At 68.2% G+C, this 17,304-nt stretch carries 13 protein-coding genes; 7 read left to right on the forward strand and 6 right to left on the reverse strand.

Features of this window, described 5'->3' with window-relative positions:
• Positions 1-13: 13 nt before the first annotated feature.
• The 4 genes from ACSQ8Y_RS27615 to ACSQ8Y_RS27630 all read right to left on the reverse strand — a co-directional run bounded on the left by ACSQ8Y_RS27615 (position 14) and on the right by ACSQ8Y_RS27630 (position 3,111).
• Positions 14-166: a DUF1427 family protein gene (locus ACSQ8Y_RS27615; RefSeq protein ID WP_436269576.1), complete on the reverse strand. Its 153-nt coding sequence runs from the start codon at positions 164-166 to the stop codon at positions 14-16.
• Positions 163-402 (reverse strand): DUF1427 family protein, encoded by a 240-nt coding sequence (locus tag ACSQ8Y_RS27620; RefSeq protein WP_436269577.1) that lies wholly within the window; start codon positions 400-402, stop codon positions 163-165. The genes ACSQ8Y_RS27615 and ACSQ8Y_RS27620 overlap by 4 nt, the downstream gene beginning before the upstream one ends.
• A gap of 10 nt (positions 403-412) precedes the next feature.
• Positions 413-2,290 carry an amidohydrolase gene (locus ACSQ8Y_RS27625; protein ID WP_436269578.1) on the reverse strand — a complete coding sequence of 626 codons (1,878 nt, stop codon included), beginning with the start codon at positions 2,288-2,290 and terminating at the stop codon, positions 413-415.
• Between the two features lie 110 nt (positions 2,291-2,400).
• Complete coding sequence (locus ACSQ8Y_RS27630) at positions 2,401-3,111, reverse strand: dienelactone hydrolase family protein (protein ID WP_436269579.1); 711 nt, start codon at positions 3,109-3,111, stop codon at positions 2,401-2,403.
• Between the two features lie 106 nt (positions 3,112-3,217).
• On the opposite strand from ACSQ8Y_RS27630, the gene ACSQ8Y_RS27635 reads away from it, so the two are divergent.
• Together ACSQ8Y_RS27635 and ACSQ8Y_RS27640 are read left to right on the forward strand one after the other, a co-directional pair.
• A complete protein-coding gene (locus tag ACSQ8Y_RS27635) occupies positions 3,218-6,115 on the forward strand; it encodes a bifunctional diguanylate cyclase/phosphodiesterase (protein WP_436269580.1) in 2,898 nt (965 codons plus the stop codon).
• A gap of 8 nt (positions 6,116-6,123) precedes the next feature.
• Complete coding sequence (locus tag ACSQ8Y_RS27640) at positions 6,124-7,284, forward strand: histone methylation protein DOT1-like protein (protein ID WP_436269581.1); 1,161 nt, start codon at positions 6,124-6,126, stop codon at positions 7,282-7,284.
• Positions 7,285-7,351: 67 nt separating this feature from the next.
• Here ACSQ8Y_RS27640 and ACSQ8Y_RS27645 read toward each other — a convergent pair whose 3' ends face one another.
• Both ACSQ8Y_RS27645 and ACSQ8Y_RS27650 read right to left on the reverse strand, forming a co-directional pair.
• On the reverse strand, positions 7,352-8,995 hold the full coding sequence (locus ACSQ8Y_RS27645; protein ID WP_436269582.1) for a M28 family peptidase: 1,644 nt from the start codon (positions 8,993-8,995) through the stop codon (positions 7,352-7,354).
• 101 nt (positions 8,996-9,096) lie between these two features.
• Positions 9,097-9,489, reverse strand: coding sequence for a nuclear transport factor 2 family protein (locus tag ACSQ8Y_RS27650; protein ID WP_436269924.1), 393 nt, complete (start codon positions 9,487-9,489; stop codon positions 9,097-9,099).
• A gap of 123 nt (positions 9,490-9,612) precedes the next feature.
• Here ACSQ8Y_RS27650 and ACSQ8Y_RS27655 point away from each other — a divergent pair, with 123 nt between their 5' ends.
• The 5 genes from ACSQ8Y_RS27655 (at position 9,613) to ACSQ8Y_RS27675 (ending at position 17,303) form a co-directional block, all read left to right on the forward strand.
• Positions 9,613-10,431, forward strand: a complete 819-nt coding sequence (locus ACSQ8Y_RS27655; RefSeq protein ID WP_436269583.1) for a substrate-binding periplasmic protein — start codon at positions 9,613-9,615, stop codon at positions 10,429-10,431.
• Between the two features lie 105 nt (positions 10,432-10,536).
• Positions 10,537-12,876: a DEAD/DEAH box helicase gene (locus ACSQ8Y_RS27660; protein ID WP_436269584.1), complete on the forward strand. Its 2,340-nt coding sequence runs from the start codon at positions 10,537-10,539 to the stop codon at positions 12,874-12,876.
• A gap of 252 nt (positions 12,877-13,128) precedes the next feature.
• Positions 13,129-14,976: a Mu transposase C-terminal domain-containing protein gene (locus ACSQ8Y_RS27665; RefSeq protein WP_436269585.1), complete on the forward strand. Its 1,848-nt coding sequence runs from the start codon at positions 13,129-13,131 to the stop codon at positions 14,974-14,976.
• Between the two features lie 339 nt (positions 14,977-15,315).
• Positions 15,316-16,884: a flavin monoamine oxidase family protein gene (locus ACSQ8Y_RS27670; RefSeq protein ID WP_436269586.1), complete on the forward strand. Its 1,569-nt coding sequence runs from the start codon at positions 15,316-15,318 to the stop codon at positions 16,882-16,884.
• Entirely contained in the window at positions 16,881-17,303 is a 423-nt protein-coding gene (locus ACSQ8Y_RS27675; protein WP_436269587.1) for a c-type cytochrome, read from the forward strand. Before ACSQ8Y_RS27670 ends, ACSQ8Y_RS27675 begins: the two co-directional genes overlap by 4 nt.
• Position 17,304: the final 1 nt, after the last annotated feature.

The raw sequence follows: 17,304 nt of genomic DNA on the forward strand, positions 1-17,304 counted from the left end.
CCGCCGCCTCCGCTTAGAGCAGTCCGGCGACCACGTAGCCGCCTGTCATCGCCACCACCAGCAGCGCGCCCACCGGCGTCGGCGGCGAAGGGGAGGGAATGTCGAACCAGCGGCAGACCGCGCCTACGGCCAGCCCCAGCAGCGCACCTGTCAGCAGCGGGCTCATTTCGCGGCCTCGCCGCCTGCCGGCTGCTCGAGCGCATGGCCGCCGCAGTTCTTCTTGTTTTTCGCCTCGCCTTTGCAGAGGTAGCGGTCGGCCAGCCAGTAGCCGCTGCTCATTGCGAAGACCAGCAGTGCGCCGCTGAGCACGGGCGGCGATGCGGCGGGTATGCCGAACAGCTTGCAGCCCATGCCGACCACGAAGGACAGCGCCAGCCCCAGTGCGATTTTGGTGTAGTTCATGCCATCCTCCTCAGAATGCGAAGCAGCTGCAGCCCAGCGCGCCCCAGAAGCCGCTGTAGTCCGAAATGGGCACCGCCGACTTGCGGGCCCGGTCGTGCGCGTGCGCGTGCACGCCGCAGGGCCCCTGGCACTGGTGCGCCAGCGCGGCGGGCTGGGCCGGCGCGGGGGCGGACCGGCGCCAGTGGCCCGGCGTGGACGCCGCCGGCGACCAGTCCGGCAGCACGGGTATGGCCGGCGGCGCCAGCTTGGTGAACTCGGCCTGGCCGTAGACGATCTTGCCGCCGACGATGGTCAGCACCGACTCGATGGACTTGATGGCTTCCTCGTCCACCGTGAAGAAGTCGGCCGACAGCACGGCCAGATCGGCCAGCATGCCTTCCTGGATGCGGCCTTTCTTGCCCTGCTCGCTGGAGAACCAGGCGCTGCCGGCCGTCCACAGTTCGATGGCGGTGTCGCGCGACAGCTTGGCGCCGGCGTCGTACAGGCGCAGGCCGCCCACGGTGCGGCCGGACACCAGCCAGTACAGCGCGGTCCACGGATTGTAGCTGGCCACGCGGGTGGCGTCCGTGCCGGCGCCGACCGGCACGCCGCTCTCCAGCATGCGCTTGATGGGCGGGGTGGCCTTGGCCGCCTCGCTGCCATAGCGCTCGACGAAGTACTCGCCCTGGAAGGCCATGCGGTGCTGGATGGCGATGCCGCCGTTGAGCGCCTTCACGCGCTCGATGTTGCGCGGGCTGATGGTTTCGGCGTGGTCGAACATCCAGTGCAGGTCGCCGAAGGGGATGTCGCGGTTGACCTTTTCGAACACGTCGAGCATGCGCGAAATCGATTCGTCGTAGGTGGCGTGCAGGCGGAAGGGCCAGCGTTTCTCGACCAGGTGGCGCACGACTTTTTCCAGCTCGGCCTCCATGTCCGGCGACAGGTCCGGACGCGGTTCCAGGAAGTCCTCGAAGTCGGCCGCCGAGAACACCAGCATTTCGCCGGCGCCGTTGTGGCGGAAGAAGTCGCTGCCCTGGCCGGGCGTGACCATGTCGGTCCACCTCTCGAAGTCGGCCAGTTCCTTGCCCTTGTTCTGCGTGAACAGGTTGTAGGCGATGCGGATGGTGAGCTGCCCGTCGCGCGCCAGCTGGTCCACCACCGAATAGTCCTCCGGGTAGTTCTGGAAGCCGCCGCCGGCGTCGATGGCGCTGGTCACGCCCAGGCGGTTCAGCTCGCGCATGAACTGGCGCGTGGAATTGACCTGCAGGTCCAGCGGCAGCTTGGGGCCCTTGGCCAGGGTGGCGTACAGTATCATCGCGTTGGGACGGGCGATCAGCATGCCGGTCGGGTTGCCGGAGGCGTCGCGCTGGATTTCGCCGCCGGGCGGGTTCGGCGTGTCCTTGCCGTAGCCGACCACGCGCAGCGCGGCGCGGTTCAGCAGCGCGCGGTCGTACAGGTGCAGCACGAATACCGGCGTGTCGGGCGCGGCCGCGTTGATCTCGTCCAAGGTCGGCATGCGCTTTTCGGCGAACTGGAATTCGTTCCAGCCGCCCACCACGCGCACCCACTGCGGGCTGGGCGTGCGCAGCGCCTGTTCCTTGAGCATGCGCAGCGCGTCGGCCAGCGAAGGCACGCCTTCCCAGCGCAGTTCCAGGTTGTAATTCAGGCCGCCGCGTATCAGGTGCGTGTGCGAGTCGTTCAGGCCGGGCACCACGCTGCGCCCGTTCAGGTCGATCACCTGGCTGGTGGGGGTGCGGTGGCGCATCACCTCGTCGGGGTCGCCGACGGCCAGGAAGCGGCCGCCCTGGATGGCCACGGCGCTGGCCTGCGGCTGGGATTTATCGACGGTGTGGAAACAGCCGTTGATCAGGATTAACACCGGATCGGGTGCGGGGGCTTGGGGGCTCATGCGATTCTCCAAAATGCGATGGCCTAGTATGCCGCTGCGCGGGGCGCTGTACTATGCGCCATAGGGGAGAGGTGCACAGTAGGGGGGGGGCACCACAGGCCAGCGGGGCGCTACAGCGTCTCGCTGAGGAATACCAGCGAATGGCCGTGCGCCAGCGCGGCGGGTTGCTGCCGGTAAGTGGCGCGGTGGTTGCAATTGAAACCGTGCTCGGCCTCGGTGTAGACGTGCACTTCGATGTTGTCGCGGTCGTCGAAGCGCTCGGCGATCTTTTTCACGGCGTCGTGCGGGATGTAGCTGTCCTTGCCGCCGAAGTGCATCATCAGCGGCACGCGGATCTGGTCGGCGCGCTGCAGCGCGTTCTGGATGCCGCCGCCGTAGTAGGCGATGGCCGCGTCGACGTGGCCGTTGGCGGCCGCGTGGTAGGACAGCAGGCCGCCGTAGCAGAAGCCGAGCGAGGCGATCTTGGCGTCCACGCCGGGCAGGGCGCGCAGCGCCAGCGCGGCGGCGTGGATGTCGGCCTGCGCCTGGTCGATATTGCTGGCGCTTTTCAGCGCCACGGCGCGCTTCCAGTCCTCGTCGCCATAGCCCAGTTCGATGCGTGCTCCCTGGCGCCAGAACAGGTCCGGCGCCAGCACCACGTAGCCGTCGGCGGCGTACTGCTCGGCCACGCTGCGGATGTGTTCGTTGACGCCGAATATCTCCTGCAGCAGCACGATGCCGGGGCCGCCGGCCTTGCCGTTGGCGCTGCGGGGCAGCGCCAGGTAGGCGCCGAAAGTGCCGTCCGCGCCTGCGATGTCGATCCACTTGGAAGTGCCGTTCATGTCCACTCCTTTCAGCCGTCGATGGGGGAAGCAGCATGCTACCCTAGTTCACTGCCGCCGCGGCGCCATTCCATGCTAATCTTGCAGCTTTCACGATAGACGACGGGTGAACCCGATTAGCGCTTCCCCCCATTCCGCCGCATCTGCGCCGCCGTCCGGCGGGCTGGCGGCTTATCGTCCCATGGCGCTGGCTTTGCTGTCGGGCCTGGCCGTGACGGCGCTGCTGTTTGCCGGTGTCAGCCGCCTGGAGCAGGACAATGTATCGCTCGCCTTCCAGCAGCGCGCCCAGGCGCGCGTATCGTTGCTGCAGCAGGGCGTGGCCAACGCCATCGGCGGACTCGGCTCGGTCAACCAGCTGTTCGCCAGCCGCGAGCAGGTCAGCCGCACGGAATTCCATTTGTTTACCCAGCCCATCCTGGCGAGCCACCCCTACATACAAGGTATCAGCTATCTGCGCTTGCTGCCGCACGCGGAGCGGCCCGCTTTCGAGGCTGCCCTGGCGCAAGTGCTGCCCGGTGCGCGCATGACCGAGATGCGCGCCGGAATCCCGGTGCCGGCCGCCGAGCGCGCGCGGTACCGCGTGGTCGAATTCATGGAACCGATGGCAGGCAACGAGGCCGCCTTCGGCCTGGACACCGCCTATCCGGACCTGGGCGGTGCGGCGCGCGAACAGGCTGTCGTCAGCGGCCGGCCCGCCGCCGGCGATCTGGTGCGCCTGGCGCAGGGACCCGAACCGCGCCTGGGGGTGATCGTGTCGATGCCGGTGTACCGCTACGGCGCGCCGCTGCCGGACGTGGCCGCGCGCCGCGCCGCCTTGGCCGGCGAGACCGCCATGGTGATGCGCCCGGCCGACATGATAGACAAGATCTACACGGCGGCCGGCCTGCGCCGGAACATGGGCCTGGACCTGCGGGTGTATGCGGCCGCCACGGCGGATCCGGCCGCGCTGGTGTTCCAGGCCGCGCCGCCGGCCAGCGGGCAAGCCATGCTGCCGCGCTGGCTGTACCCGGCGGCGCCGCAGCCTGTCGCGCAGCAGCTCGACGTGGCCGGCAAGCGCTGGCTGGCGGTGGCCAGCCAGCCGCGCGCGGCACCCGTCAGCGACCATCTGGCCTCGATCTTCACCCTGGCGCTGGGCGCCGTCGTCAGCGTGCTGGGGGCGGCTTATGTGCATACGCTGGCCAGCCGCAACCGCGACATCCAGCGCCGCGTCGACCAGCGCACCGCCGAGCTGCGGGAAGTGGGCCGCGCCATGCGCCTGCGCGACCGCGCCATTGAATCGAACGTGAACGCCATCATCATCACCGGCGCCGGGCCGGATTATTCCTTCGTCTACATCAACCCGGCGTTCGAGCGCATCACCGGCTACAGCATGGCCGACGTGGCCGGCCGCAGCACGCGCCTGATGCACGGCGACGATAGCGACCAGCCGGGCGTGCAGGAGATGACCGCCGCCGTGCTCGAACAGCGCGACGGCCACGCGGTGCTGCGCCACTACCGCAAGGACAGCACCATGTTCTGGAACGACGTCTACGTTTCGCCGGTGCGCGACGAGCACGGCGTGGTCACGCATTTCGTCTCCTTCATGCACGACATCACCGCCATCAAGGCCTACGAGTCGGAACTGCACCACCAGTCCACGCACGACGCGCTGACCGGCCTGCCGAACCGCGTGCTGCTGCAGGACCGCGTGCGCCAGACCAGCACCCACTCGGCGCGCAAGGGGCATGCGCTGTGGGTGGTGTCGATCGACCTGGACCGCTTCAAGTTCACCAACAGCCGCCTGGGCCACAAGGGCGGCGACCGCCTGCTGCAGGCCGTGGCCGAGCGGCTGCAGCTGGCGGTGCGCCCGGTCGACACGGTGGCGCGCATCGGCGGCGACGAGTTCGCGCTGATGCTGTTGCCCGAGCAGGGTGCGGCGACGCCGCGCGCCGACCAGGTGCAGCGGGTGCTGGACTGCATCGCCGCACCCTTGCTGATCGACGGCCAGGAACTGTTCTTCACCTGCAGCGCCGGCATCGCCGTGTACCCGGACGACAGCGCCGAGCCCGGCGTGCTGATGGAGCGGGCCGACATCGCCATGTACCGCGCCAAGGAAATGGGCGGCAACAACTACCAGTTCTACACCGCCGCCATGAACGAGCGCCTGGGCGAGCGCATGCTGATCGAAGGCGCGCTGCGCACGGCGCTGGAGCGGCGGGAGCTGGTGCTGCACTACCAGCCGCAGGTCGACACCGGCAGCGGGCGCATCGTCGGCATGGAGGCGTTGATACGCTGGCAGCATCCTGAGCTGGGCATGGTGGCGCCGAACCGCTTCATTCCGCTGGCCGAGGAAAACGGGCTGATACTGCCGGTCGGCGCCTGGGTCATGCGCACCGCCTGCGAGCAGCTGATGGTGTGGCGCGCGGCCGCCCCGCAAGACGGCTGCCGGGAGCATCTGCGCATCGCCGTCAACGTGTCGGCGCGGCAGATGGCCGAGCCGGACTTCGTGCAGTCGGTGGCGAAGGTGCTGGCCGAAACCGGCTTGCCGCCGGCCTGCCTGGAACTGGAGCTGACCGAGAGCCAGTTGATGACCGACGTCGAACACGCGATCGCCGTCATGCACGAGGTGAAGAAGCTGGGCGTGAAGCTGGCCATCGACGATTTCGGCACCGGCTATTCCAGCCTGGCGCACCTGAAGCGCTTCGAGATCGACGTGCTGAAGATAGACCAGACTTTCGTTCGCGACCTGACGGTGGATCCGGACGACGCGGCCATCGTCATCACCATCATCGCGCTGGCGGCCAACCTGAAGCTGGAGGTGATCTCGGAAGGCGTGGAGACGGCCGAGCAGATGGCCTTCCTGCGCCAGCACGGCTGCCGGCAGATGCAGGGCTACCACTTCAGCCGGCCGGTGCCGGCCGCCGCCTTCGAGACCGTGCTGGCCGCGAACGAGGCCCAGGCGGCCGCCGCCAGTGCGGGCGACGCACAACGCAAAGCCGGCCAGGCGGTCGGCCACGCCATCTGACGCCTGCCATGACGATAGACACCGGCACCCCGTGCTTCCGCACCGAAGACCGCGCCGCCGTGCCGGTCGCCGCCTTCAACCGTCCCGAGGACGTGCTCGAAGCCATGCTTCAAAGCGTGCAGGGCGGCGAGATGCACGTGCGGCCGCTGATGGACCTCAAGGAGAGCGGGCGCTTTGCGCGCTTCGTCGAGATCGGCCTGGCGCTGAGGCGCGCCTTCCGCGATCCGGCGCGGCGCGACTACTTCATCGCCCGCATGAGGCCGCACCTGCGCTTCGTGATAGGCGTGCTGCCGGCCAGCATACAGCGCCACGGCATGCTGCCGCAGGAAACAGCCGGGCCGGCGCCGGACGCCCTGCGCCTGGAGGACGTGGGCGACGCGGAACTGCAGCAATGGCTGGTCGACGACGGCAGCCTGATCTACGGCGAGATGAAGCGCTACGAGCTGGAAAACTATTTCGACGCCATCGCGCCCTTCGTGCAGCCGGGCGGGAAGATGATCGATTTGGGCAGCGGCCTGGGCAAGGTGGTGATGTCGGCCGCGCTGGCCTTGCCGTTCGCGCAGTGCACCGGCGTGGAGCTGCTGGGCTACCGGCATGCCATGGCGCAGGAACGGCTGGCGCGCCTGCTGGAGTTGGGCCAGCGGGGCATGGCGGCGCTGGCGGCGGTCCAGGCGGCGCCGGTGCCGCTGCAAGGTATGGCGCAGGGGGCAGCGCAGGGTGTGGCGCAGCTTGCGCCGCCCGCGCCGGACGCGCCGCTGGCCTTGCCGACGGGCGGCACGGCGACCGTGCGCCATGTGCTGGAGCTGGGCACGCGCATCCGCTTCATCGAGCAGGACATGTTCCAGGCGGACGTGAGCGACGCCAGCCTGGTGTTCATCTACAGCACCTGCTTCGCGCCGCTGATGGACGCGCTGGCTGCCAAGCTGGCGCGTGAAGTGCAGCAGGGTTGCCTGGTCAGCTGCACCACCTTCCCCCTGTCGCATCCGGCGTTCCGGCTGCTGCGCCATTTCCCGGCGCAGACCATCGCGTGGACCGGCGTGTTCCTGTACGAGCGCGTGGGCGCGCCGGATGGCTTGCCGCTGCCGCCGCCGGCCTATCTGTATGCGCCCGATCCGGATGAATGGGAAGCGCGTGCGCGCGCCGAGTGTGCTGCTTACGACATCAGCTAACGTGTCATTCCCGCGCGTGTCATTGCGCATCGACGGGCCGCCGCGCGGGCGGGAATGACATGCCAGGTCAGCGTTTCACCTTGGCGAACGCGTCGCCTTTATTGAAACTGGCCATGGCCGGCGCGTTGGCCACGGCGTAGCCCAGGTTCAGCGTGAACTGCGCCTGCTGCACCATGCCCGACAAGTCCCATTCCGGCCGGTACTCGTCGCTCACCTGGTGGTAGTCCTTCTTGAACGCCACCAGCTTGTCGCTGGACGCCTTCTGGTCCTTCTCGAACTCGAAATGGCCGTCGCCCGAGAACACCGCCGAACCGACGTTGAAGGCCGGCACGCCCGCCTTGGCGAAGTTGAAGTGGTCGGCGCGGAAATAGGCGCCCGAGATATCCGGTATCGACGGCGCCAGCCTGAGGCCCATTTTCTTGGCCACCTGGCCGGCCGTCTCGTACAGCGAGCTGCGCTCGGCGCCCGCCACGCCGATGTCCCTGGTGCGGCCGACGAAGTTCATGCTGTCCAGGTTCAGGTCGGCGCTGGTCTTGTTCAGCGGCCAGACCGGATTGGCGACATAGGCGGCGCTGCCCAGCAGGCCCTGTTCCTCGGCCGCCGGCCACAGGAAGACCTGGGCGCGTTTGGCCGGGTGCCTGACCGCTTCGGCAGCCATCGCCAGCAGGGCGGCTGTGCCGGAGGCGTTGTCGATCGCGCCGTTGAAGGTGTGGTCGGTCCTGTCGTCGCGGCGCACGCCCTCGTCGATGCCGAGGTGGTCCCAGTGCGCGGAATAAATCACGGCCTGGTCCTTCAGCCTGGCGTCGGTGCCGGGCGCGATGCCTGCCACGTTGAACTGCTCGACCTGGCGCACCACGCTGCGCAGCTCGACCTTGGCGCTGGCCTTCAGGTCCACCGGCTGGAAGTCGCGCCGCTCGGCGCGGCGGCGCAGTTCGTCGAGGTCGAAGCCGGAGGCGCCCACCAGTTCGCGCGCGGTGTCTTCGTGCAGCCAGCCCTCGATGCCGTTGCCGCCGGCGTTCAGGTGGAAGCGTTCATGGCTGAAACCGTTGGCCGGCACGCTCCAGCCGTAGGAGGCCGACGGCGTGGTGTGGATCAGCAGCACGCCGGCGGCGCCGCGCCGCACCGCTTCCTCGAATTTGTACAGCCAGCGGCCATAATAGGTGTAGGCCTTGCCGGCGAAGCGGTTCGGCTCCTCGGCGGTGGGCTGCGGGTCGTTTACCATCATCACCAGGATCTTGCCCTTGGTGTCGGCATCCTTGTAGTCGTCCCAGTTTTCTTCTTCCGCCTTGACGCCGTAGCCGACGAACAGCAGCGGCGCCTCGAAGCTCACGCTGGCCTTGCCGCTGCCGGTGCCGTACACGATGCCCTGGCCGGGGATGGGCGTCAGCCGTGTGCCGCCGCCGGCGTGGAAGCTCACGCTGCTGGCCGGCAGCAGCCTGGTGCCCTGGAAGCGCACCGGCTGGCGGTAGCCGCCGTCGGGCAGCGGCTTGAGGCCGATCAGGGCCGCCTGCGTCTCCAGGTAGCGCACCGCGAGCTCGCCGCCGCGCTGGCCGGTGCCGCGTCCTTCGAGCAGGTCGTCGGCCAGGAAGGACAAGTGGGCGCGCAGCGGTGCTTCGCGCACGAGAGGCAGGTTTTGGGCCAGGGCGGGAAGGGCGGCCAGGGTCAGGCCGGCGGCGATGGCGAGCGGGGTGAGGCGCGGGCTGAAATGCATTGCTGCTCCATATTCGGGTTGACAGGTCAGGTGCCGGCTATCTTACCCCGGCCGTGGCTTTTCAGCTAAGCTTGTCAACCCTGGAACGCGGGGCGTCCGCCTTAGTCGGCGGTGGGCTGGCCCTGGAAGGCCTTGTTGGCGATTTTCCAGCCGGCTTCCGTCTTGAGCAGCACGAAATAATCGGTGAAGGTGGTGGCGCCGTGCACCAGCGTGATCTTGGCGCAGGCCGCGCTGCCCTGCACGTCGATCCATTCCACCACGCGCTCGCGCTCTGCCTCGTCGGCGGCCGGCGTGCCCTTGAAACGCGCGCAATAGACGTCCAGCGGCCAGGAGGTCAACACGCCTTCGCGCATCGATTCGATGTGGGCGGTCGGCAGGAAGGCTGCGCGCATATGGCTCGCCTCGTCGTTGGCGTGGCCGAGGAAATAGGCGTTGATCGGGTCCAGCACGGCCGCTTGTTCTTCGTTGAACGGAGGGCGGAAAATGGTGTTCATGTTCATGGGAGGCTCCTTTGTGGAGGCCCATCATGCCGCGCCGCCGCAGTGCTGAACCGCGCTCTGTTGTTATACCGGGTATGCACCTGCACGCATGGCCAAAAGGATGCTAGCATTTCCAGGATGAAACGCGCCGCTGCCCTCGCCACCCTTGCCATTTCCGCCATGTTGCCGCCGCAACCGGCGGCCGCCGCCTGCTCGCGTCCCATGGTGGTGCCCGCGTCCTCGCTCGGGCGGATGATGACGGTGGATCCCGCCAGCGGCGAGGTCGGCGGCGTCTATCCCGAGCTGTTGCGGGAGCGCGGCCGCAGGGCCGGTTGCACATTCGTCTTCCCGGCGGTGCCGCGCGCCCGCGCCGAGGCCATGCTGCGCCAGGGAGAGGCCGACCTGATCGTGGGGGCGGTGCAGGTGCCCGAGCGCGACCTGTGGGGCCGTTACGTGCCGATGATAGGCACCGAATGGATGTTGATCTCGACCGATCCCGACCCGCCGCGCTCGCCCGGCGACTTGCTGGCCCGTCCCGGCATCCGCCTCAATGTGGTGCGCGGGTATAACTACGGGCCGGCCTATTTGGCCCTGCTGGCGCGCCTGGACCAGCAGGGCAAGCTGGAATACGTGAAGGATCCGCAGACCATCGCGCGCAAGATGGCCGCCGGGCGTGCCACCTACGCTTATATGCCCTCCAACACCTTCGCCGGCACGCTGGAGGAGATGGGGCTGCGCGAGTCGCTGGGCGCGCGCGTGCGCTACACGCGGCTGGCCGGCATCCCGGCCTCCACCAGCGGCGTCTACATCTCCGACAAGACGCCTGCGGCCGACGCGGCGCTGCTGGCGACCATGCTGGAGCAGCTGAGCAAGGATGGCGAACTGCTGGCCCGCACGCGCAAATTCTTCACGCCGGCCGAGATGTCGAGCAGCTTTCCGCTGCCGCGCGGGCGTTAGCTGGACGTTGGCTTTCAGGCAAATTGGGCGCTAGGCCGCCGGAGAGAGTAAACTAGCGTCTTTTGTTTCGCATTGGGCGATTCGAACATACTTGTGAGTGACGCCATGTCTGGAACACCGAATACCGCAGTCAACCTATTTTCCGACCTCGACCTGATACCGGCGCTGATCAAATCGCTGAAGGAAGTCGGCTACGAGTCGCCGTCGCCTATCCAGGCCGCGACCATCCCCTACCTGCTGGACGGCCGCGACGTGCTGGGCCAGGCCCAGACCGGCACCGGCAAGACCGCCGCGTTCGCGCTGCCCATCCTGTCGCAGATCGACACCAGGCTGACCGCGCCGCAGGCACTGGTGCTGGCGCCGACCCGCGAACTGGCGATCCAGGTGGCCGAGGCCTTCCAGCGCTACGCCGCCCACATCCCCGGCTTCCATGTGCTGCCCATCTACGGCGGCCAGAGCTACGGCCCGCAGCTGTCGGCCTTGCGCCGCGGCGTGCACGTCGTCGTCGGCACCCCGGGCCGCGTGATCGACCACCTCGACAAGGGCTCGCTCGACATCTCCAAGCTGAAAACGCTGGTGCTCGACGAGGCCGACGAAATGCTGCGCATGGGCTTCATCGACGACGTCGAGCGCATCCTCAAGGAGATCCCGGCCACGCGCCAGATCGCGCTGTTCTCGGCCACCATGCCGTCGGTCATCAAGCGCATCGCCACCACCTACCTGAACAACCCGGCCGAAGTGACCATGGCCGCCAAGACCGGCACCGCCGAAAACATCCGCCAGCGCTATTGGCTGGTGAGCGGCATGCACAAGCTGGACGCGCTGACCCGCATCCTGGAAGCCGAGCCGTTCGACGGCATGATCATCTTCTCGCGCACCAAGATGGGCACCGAGGAACTGGCCGAGCGCCTGAACGCGAGAGGCTTCTCGGCCGCCGCCATCAACGGCGACATGCAGCAGGCGGCGCGCGAACGCACCATCGCCCAGCTCAAGGACGGCAAGATCGACATCCTGGTCGCCACCGACGTGGCCGCGCGCGGCCTGGACGTGGAGCGCATCAGCCACGTGGTCAACTACGACGTGCCGCACGACCCGGAAAGCTACACCCACCGCATCGGCCGCACCGGCCGCGCCGGCCGCAGCGGCGAAGCGATCCTGTTCATCACGCCGCGCGAGCGCCCGCTGCTCAAAGCCATCGAGCGTGCCACGCGCCAGCTGGTGAGCGTGATGGAACTGCCGTCGCTGCAGGCGGTGAACGACGTGCGCATCTCGCGCTTCAAGGACGAGATCACCGAAGTGCTGGCCAAGGGCGGCCTGGAGCACTTCCAGGGCCTGATCGAGGACTACGAGCGCGAACACAACGTGCCTGCCATTGAAGTGGCGGCCGCGCTGGCCATGATGGCGCGCGGCGGCAAGTCCCTGCTGCTGGACAAGAAGAAGGAAACCGGCTGGCACGACAGCCCGCAGGCCGCCGCTGCGGCCCAGGCGGCGCGCGGCGACCGTCCGGAACGCGAGCGCTTCGACCGTGGCGACCGAGGCGACCGCCCCGACCGTTTCGAGCGCGGCGACCGCGTGGACCGTCCGGACCGCGGCGAACGCGCTTTCCCGAAAAAAGAGCGCGTGATCCGCGAGCCGGAACCGGGCATGCAGACCTACCGCATTGAAGTGGGCTACCAGCACGGCGTCAAGCCGGGCAACATCGTCGGCGCCATCGCCAACGAAGGCGGCATCGATTCCAAGTTCATCGGCCGCATCGAGATCTACGACGACTACAGCGTGCTCGATATGCCGAGCGACCTGGCGCAGGACACCATCACCCACCTGCAAGGCGTCAAGATCGCCGGCCAGATGACCCGTTTGAGCCGCGACGGCGAGAAGGCGCCGGCCGGGGCATCGTCCAGCCCGGCCCTGGCCCCGGCACGTCCTGCGGCGCCGGCCCGCGCGCCGGCGGCCCCGGTTGCCGAACGCGCGCCGGCCGCCGAGCGCGCGCCTGCGCCGAAGCGCGCCGCCAAGCCTGAACCGGAACTGGCGCCGAAAGCCGACGACAGCGAGCCGGCGTTCGGCGACGAAGCGCCGAAGAAGAAAAAGAAGGACAAGAACAAGGTCTCGCTGCCGATGAGCGCCTTCCGCATCGAAGTGGGCAGCAAGCATGCGGCCACGCCGTCCAACATCGTCGGCGCCATCGCCAACGAAGCGGGCATCGAAGCCAAATACATCGGCCGCATCGAGATCTTCGACGACCACAGCGTGCTCGAACTGCCGGACGGCATGCCGGACGACGTGTTCCAGCACCTGGGCAAAGTGTGGGTGGGCGGCCAGCAGCTGCGCATCAGCCACGCCGACGCCATGCCGCCGGAATCGGCCAAGCACACGCCGGCCAAGAAGGCGCCGCCGGGCGCGGACAAGCCGCTGCGCAAGCCGGGCAAGTTCAACAAGTTTAAATAAGCACGCATGCATTAAAGCACGCATGCATTAAAGTACGCATCGGGTAGTACGCAAGACCAAGGGGCCGCAAGGCCCCTTTTGTCGTCCCGGCGCCCGCCCACGGTGCGCTGCCTCCTTGCGCTGCACCATAAGAACGCCTGCCCGCCGCGCTCGCGTGCTAGCGCTATCCCGTTTTGCCCGGTAAACACGGTTTTTTGCCACCTGGCCCAAAATTTGCATCGAATGCATTATTTCCTGGCCAGCGAGGGCATCGTGATATCCCGAAATGACTTACTTGAATACGCCGGGGCGGATGGCAAAACCATCCGCGTGCTTTGGATCGACACGGCGCAGGCGAGCGCCTACGTGTACGACGTGCAGGCGCACAGCGCGGAAGCGGAGCTGGCGCGCGTGGCCATGCTGCAGGACGACCTGGTGACCGGCCGCGCGCGCCTGCTGCAGGACGACCCCTACATGGTGGTGGTGAACCAGGACCTGCTGCCGGCCAAGCATCTTGCGCTGCGCGCGCGCGCCTGGGAGATCGTGCGCGAACTGACCGCCATGGAGCCGGCCATCTACGAGCCGCGCCGGCGCGGCCAGCTGGTGGCCGAGTACACCCAGCGCCACGGCGTGTCGCATCCCACCATCTACCGCTACCTGCGCCGCTACTGGCAGCGCGGCCAGACCCCCAACGCGCTGCTGCCCGACTACGCCAACTCCGGCGGCCGGGGCAAGACCCGCGCCGCATCCGAGGGCGTCAAGCGCGGGCGGCCGCGCAAGGCGGGGGCCGCGCCGGGCGTGAATGTCGACGAGCCCATGCGCGCCGTGTTCCGCGTCGCCGTCGCGCGCCACGCGGCCGCGCACCCGCCGCTGTCGCGCCGCGCCATCTTCGACCAGATGCTGCGCGACTTCTTTTGCCGGCGCCGCATCGATGCCGCCACCTTGCGCGTGCAGCGCCACGATACGGTCGAGGCGCAGCCCACCTTCGGCCAGTTCAGCTACTGGCTGGAGCAGGACCAGCTGCTGGAAGCGCAGCGCATCGCGCCGCCGCTGGCGCCGGAAAGCGCCGTCACGCGCCCGGGCCGTCCCGGCGCCGCCTTCCGCGTGGACGTGGTGCAGGCCGACGTGCAGCTGGTGTCGCGCGCCGACCGCGGCCAGGTCACCGGCAAACCCTATCTGTACGTGGTGACGGACATCTTCAGCGGCGTGGTGGCGGGCACTTATGTCGGCATGGAGCAGCCCGGCTGGGCGCAGGCGCTGATGGCGCTGGCCAACAGCGCGGCCGACAAGCGCCGTTACTGCCTGCGCCATGGACTGGACATCGTGTCCGGCGCGTGGCCCGCGCGGCATCTGCCGGAGCTCTTGTTCGCCGACGCCGCGCTGCTGGGCAATGCGGACGACTGCGCCGACAGCACCTTGCGCAACAATTTCAATGTGCGCTGCCTGGTGGCGCACGAGGACGCGCCGGCGGCCTGGCGCGTGGAGTTGGGCAAGCGCTTCAAGCTGCTGCCCCGCATAGCCGCTGCTGCCGCGTCGGCCGGCGCGGCGGCGGACGACAGCGGCGGCCTGCCCTGCGGCGCGGTCGACGCGGTCCTGGACCTGGAGCAGTTCACCCGCATCGCCATCGGCAGCGTGATGGCCTACAACCACAAGCCCGGGCACGATGGCCGCACCCCGCAGCAGTTGTGGGACTGGGGCGTGGCGATGCGCGGCGCGGCGTTGCGGCAATATTCGGAGGAACTGGTGCATTGCAGCCTGCTGCCGGTGAGCGACGCGCTGGTGACTGCCGACGGCATCCTGCTGCACGGCACCTACTACAGCTGCGCGCGCGCCGTGGAAGGACGCTGGTTCGAGCGTGCGGCGCAGCGCGGCCACTGGCAGGTGAAGGTGGCGTGCGACGCCTCCAGCCTGGACACCGTCTACCTGCTCGACCCGCAGGCGCCCATGCATTTCCACGCCTGCCACATTGCCGAGCGCAGCAAGGCGCACCGCCGCCTGTCCTCGGCCGAGGTGGCGCGGCTGCGCGCCGGCGACCCCCTGGCCCGCCCGCACGTACAGCACGTACAGCAGCCGGGGCAGTACGCCAGTTTCGAACGTATCGTGGCGGCGCTTGCCGGCTAGGCGCGGCCGCATCCCCTTGCGCCTTCAAATGGTGCGACGCATCAAAACCGGGCTTCAACCCCAGAAGGCCATGACGTTCGCACCGTCATGGCCTTTTTTCCTTCCCGGTACGGTCATGTTGCGCCGCAAAATAGAGTTGCTCGCGGCGGAAAAGAGTCCGTTTCCAGGCGCCGGACCATGCCAGCCGTCCCGCCCTGCGACCTGCGCGCGGCGCAGCAACATTGTTTTCGGCGCTGGAAAAGTCTGTATTTTATTTCGTATATGAATATTACATTTATAGCTTATTGGCACGGCGATTGCTAAGCAGGAAGGGTAGTTCCAACTACCTGGAGGTTGCCGATGATAAGCAGGAGAGATTTCTTGTACCGGGCCGCGGCAGTAGGCGGCACGGGTCTGATGCTGAACACGATGCGTGCCTGGGGCATGGGGATCGAATCCCGGGCGTCCGCGCCGCCTGCCTTGAGCGGCAGCGGCAAGGGCAAGAAGGTGCTGATCCTGGGCGCCGGACTGGCCGGTATGACCGCCGCCTTCGAACTGGGCAAACTGGGCTACCAGTGCCAGGTGCTGGAGGCGCGCGCCTTCGCCGGCGGCCGCTGCCAGACTGCGCGCAAGGGCTTCGCCCTGACGGAGCTGGGCGGCGAGGAGCAGCGCTGCCAGTTCGACCAGGGCCACTACATCAACCACGGCCCGTGGCGCATTCCGCTGCACCACCAGTCCACGCTGCACTACACGCGCTTGTTCGAAGTGCCGCTGGAAGTCATGGTCAACGACAACGACCATTCCATCGTCTACCTGGAAAACGGCGGACCGCTGTCGAAGCAGCGCTTGCGCCCGGCCCAGATCAAGGCCGACCTGCGCGGCCATGTGGCCGAGCTGCTGGCCAAGTCGGTCAAGGCCAGGCAGATCGACCAGGCCCTGACCGAGCAGGACCAGCGCCTGCTGCTGGACTACCTGGCGCATGAGGGCCAGCTCGACGCGGGCGACCTGCGCTACAAGGGCCGCAGCGGCCGCGGCTACGCCGTCAATCCCGGCGCGGGCATGATGCCGGGGGCCGGCAAGGAGTCCGACCCGCTCGGTTTCAAGGACTTGCTGGAATCGCAGGTCGGCAAGGTGTACAGCGCGGTGCAGGACTTTCCCATGCAGAACACCATGTTCCAGCCGGTGGGCGGCATGGACCAGATCGCGAAGGCGTTTGAAAAACGGGTCGGCAGGCATATCCGCTACCGCGCCGAGGTGCAGCGCATCTTCCACGGCGAGAACAAGGTGTCGGTCACCTTCAAGGACAGCGCCAGCGGCAAGCTGTCCACGGAGTCCGCCGATTACTGCCTGTGCACGATACCGCTGTCGGTGCTGCGCATGGTCGACAGCGATTTCTCGCCCGGCTTCAAGGCCGCCATCAAGCAGGTGGCCTACGCGCCGGTCGGCAAGATCGGCCTGCAGATGAAGCGCCGCTTCTGGGAGGAGGACGACCAGATCTACGGCGGCCATGTGCTCACCGACATCGAGGGCATCAACACCATTTCGCTGCCGTCGTCCAGCTGGCAGAAGCGCAAGGGCGTGCTGCTCGGCTATTACAACTACCAGACTGCGGCCATCGAAGTGAGCGCCATGACGCCAGGCGAGCGCGCCGAATTCGCGCTCGCGGCGGGCGAGAAGATCTTCCCTGCCTACCGCGCATCGTTCGAGAACGCGTTTTCCGTGGCCTGGCACCGCGTGCAGTACAACCTGGGCGGCTGGGCCGACTGGAACGAGGAAAGCCGCAAGCACGCCTATCCGGTGCTGCTGGAAGGCGAGGGGCGGGTGCTGCTGGCCGGCGAACACCTGAGCTACCTGACCGGCTGGCAGGCCGGCGCCATCGAATCGGCCTGGCAGCAGCTGGCCAAGATCCATGAAAGGGCCAGCGCATGAAGGATCCCCGGATTGTCGCGATGCTGATGGCGGCCGCCGCTGGCCTGTGCGCCGCGCCGCTGGCGGGCGCGCAAGGGCCGGCGCAGGCGCCGGCCGGCAAGGCGCTGTTCCTGAGAAACTGCGCGGCCTGCCACCAGGCCAGCGGCAAAGGCATCCCGGGCGCTTTTCCCGCGCTGGCGGGCAACCCGCTGGTGCAGGGGCCTGCGCCGGAGGTGGCCTCGGTGCTGCTGCAGGGGCGCGGCGGCATGCCGGACTTCAGCGCCAGCCTGAGCGACGAGGACATCGCCGCCGTGCTCAGTTTTGCGCGTGGCGCCTGGGGCAACAAGGCGCCGCCATTGGCGGGGGAAGAAGTGGGCACGCTGCGCACCAGGCTGGGCGTGCCGCAATACGCGAACGGCCGGATGTCCAACAAACACTGAA

Source organism: Pseudoduganella sp. LjRoot289, assembly GCF_964252925.1.
In the GTDB taxonomy this organism is placed as follows: domain Bacteria; phylum Pseudomonadota; class Gammaproteobacteria; order Burkholderiales; family Burkholderiaceae_D; genus Rugamonas.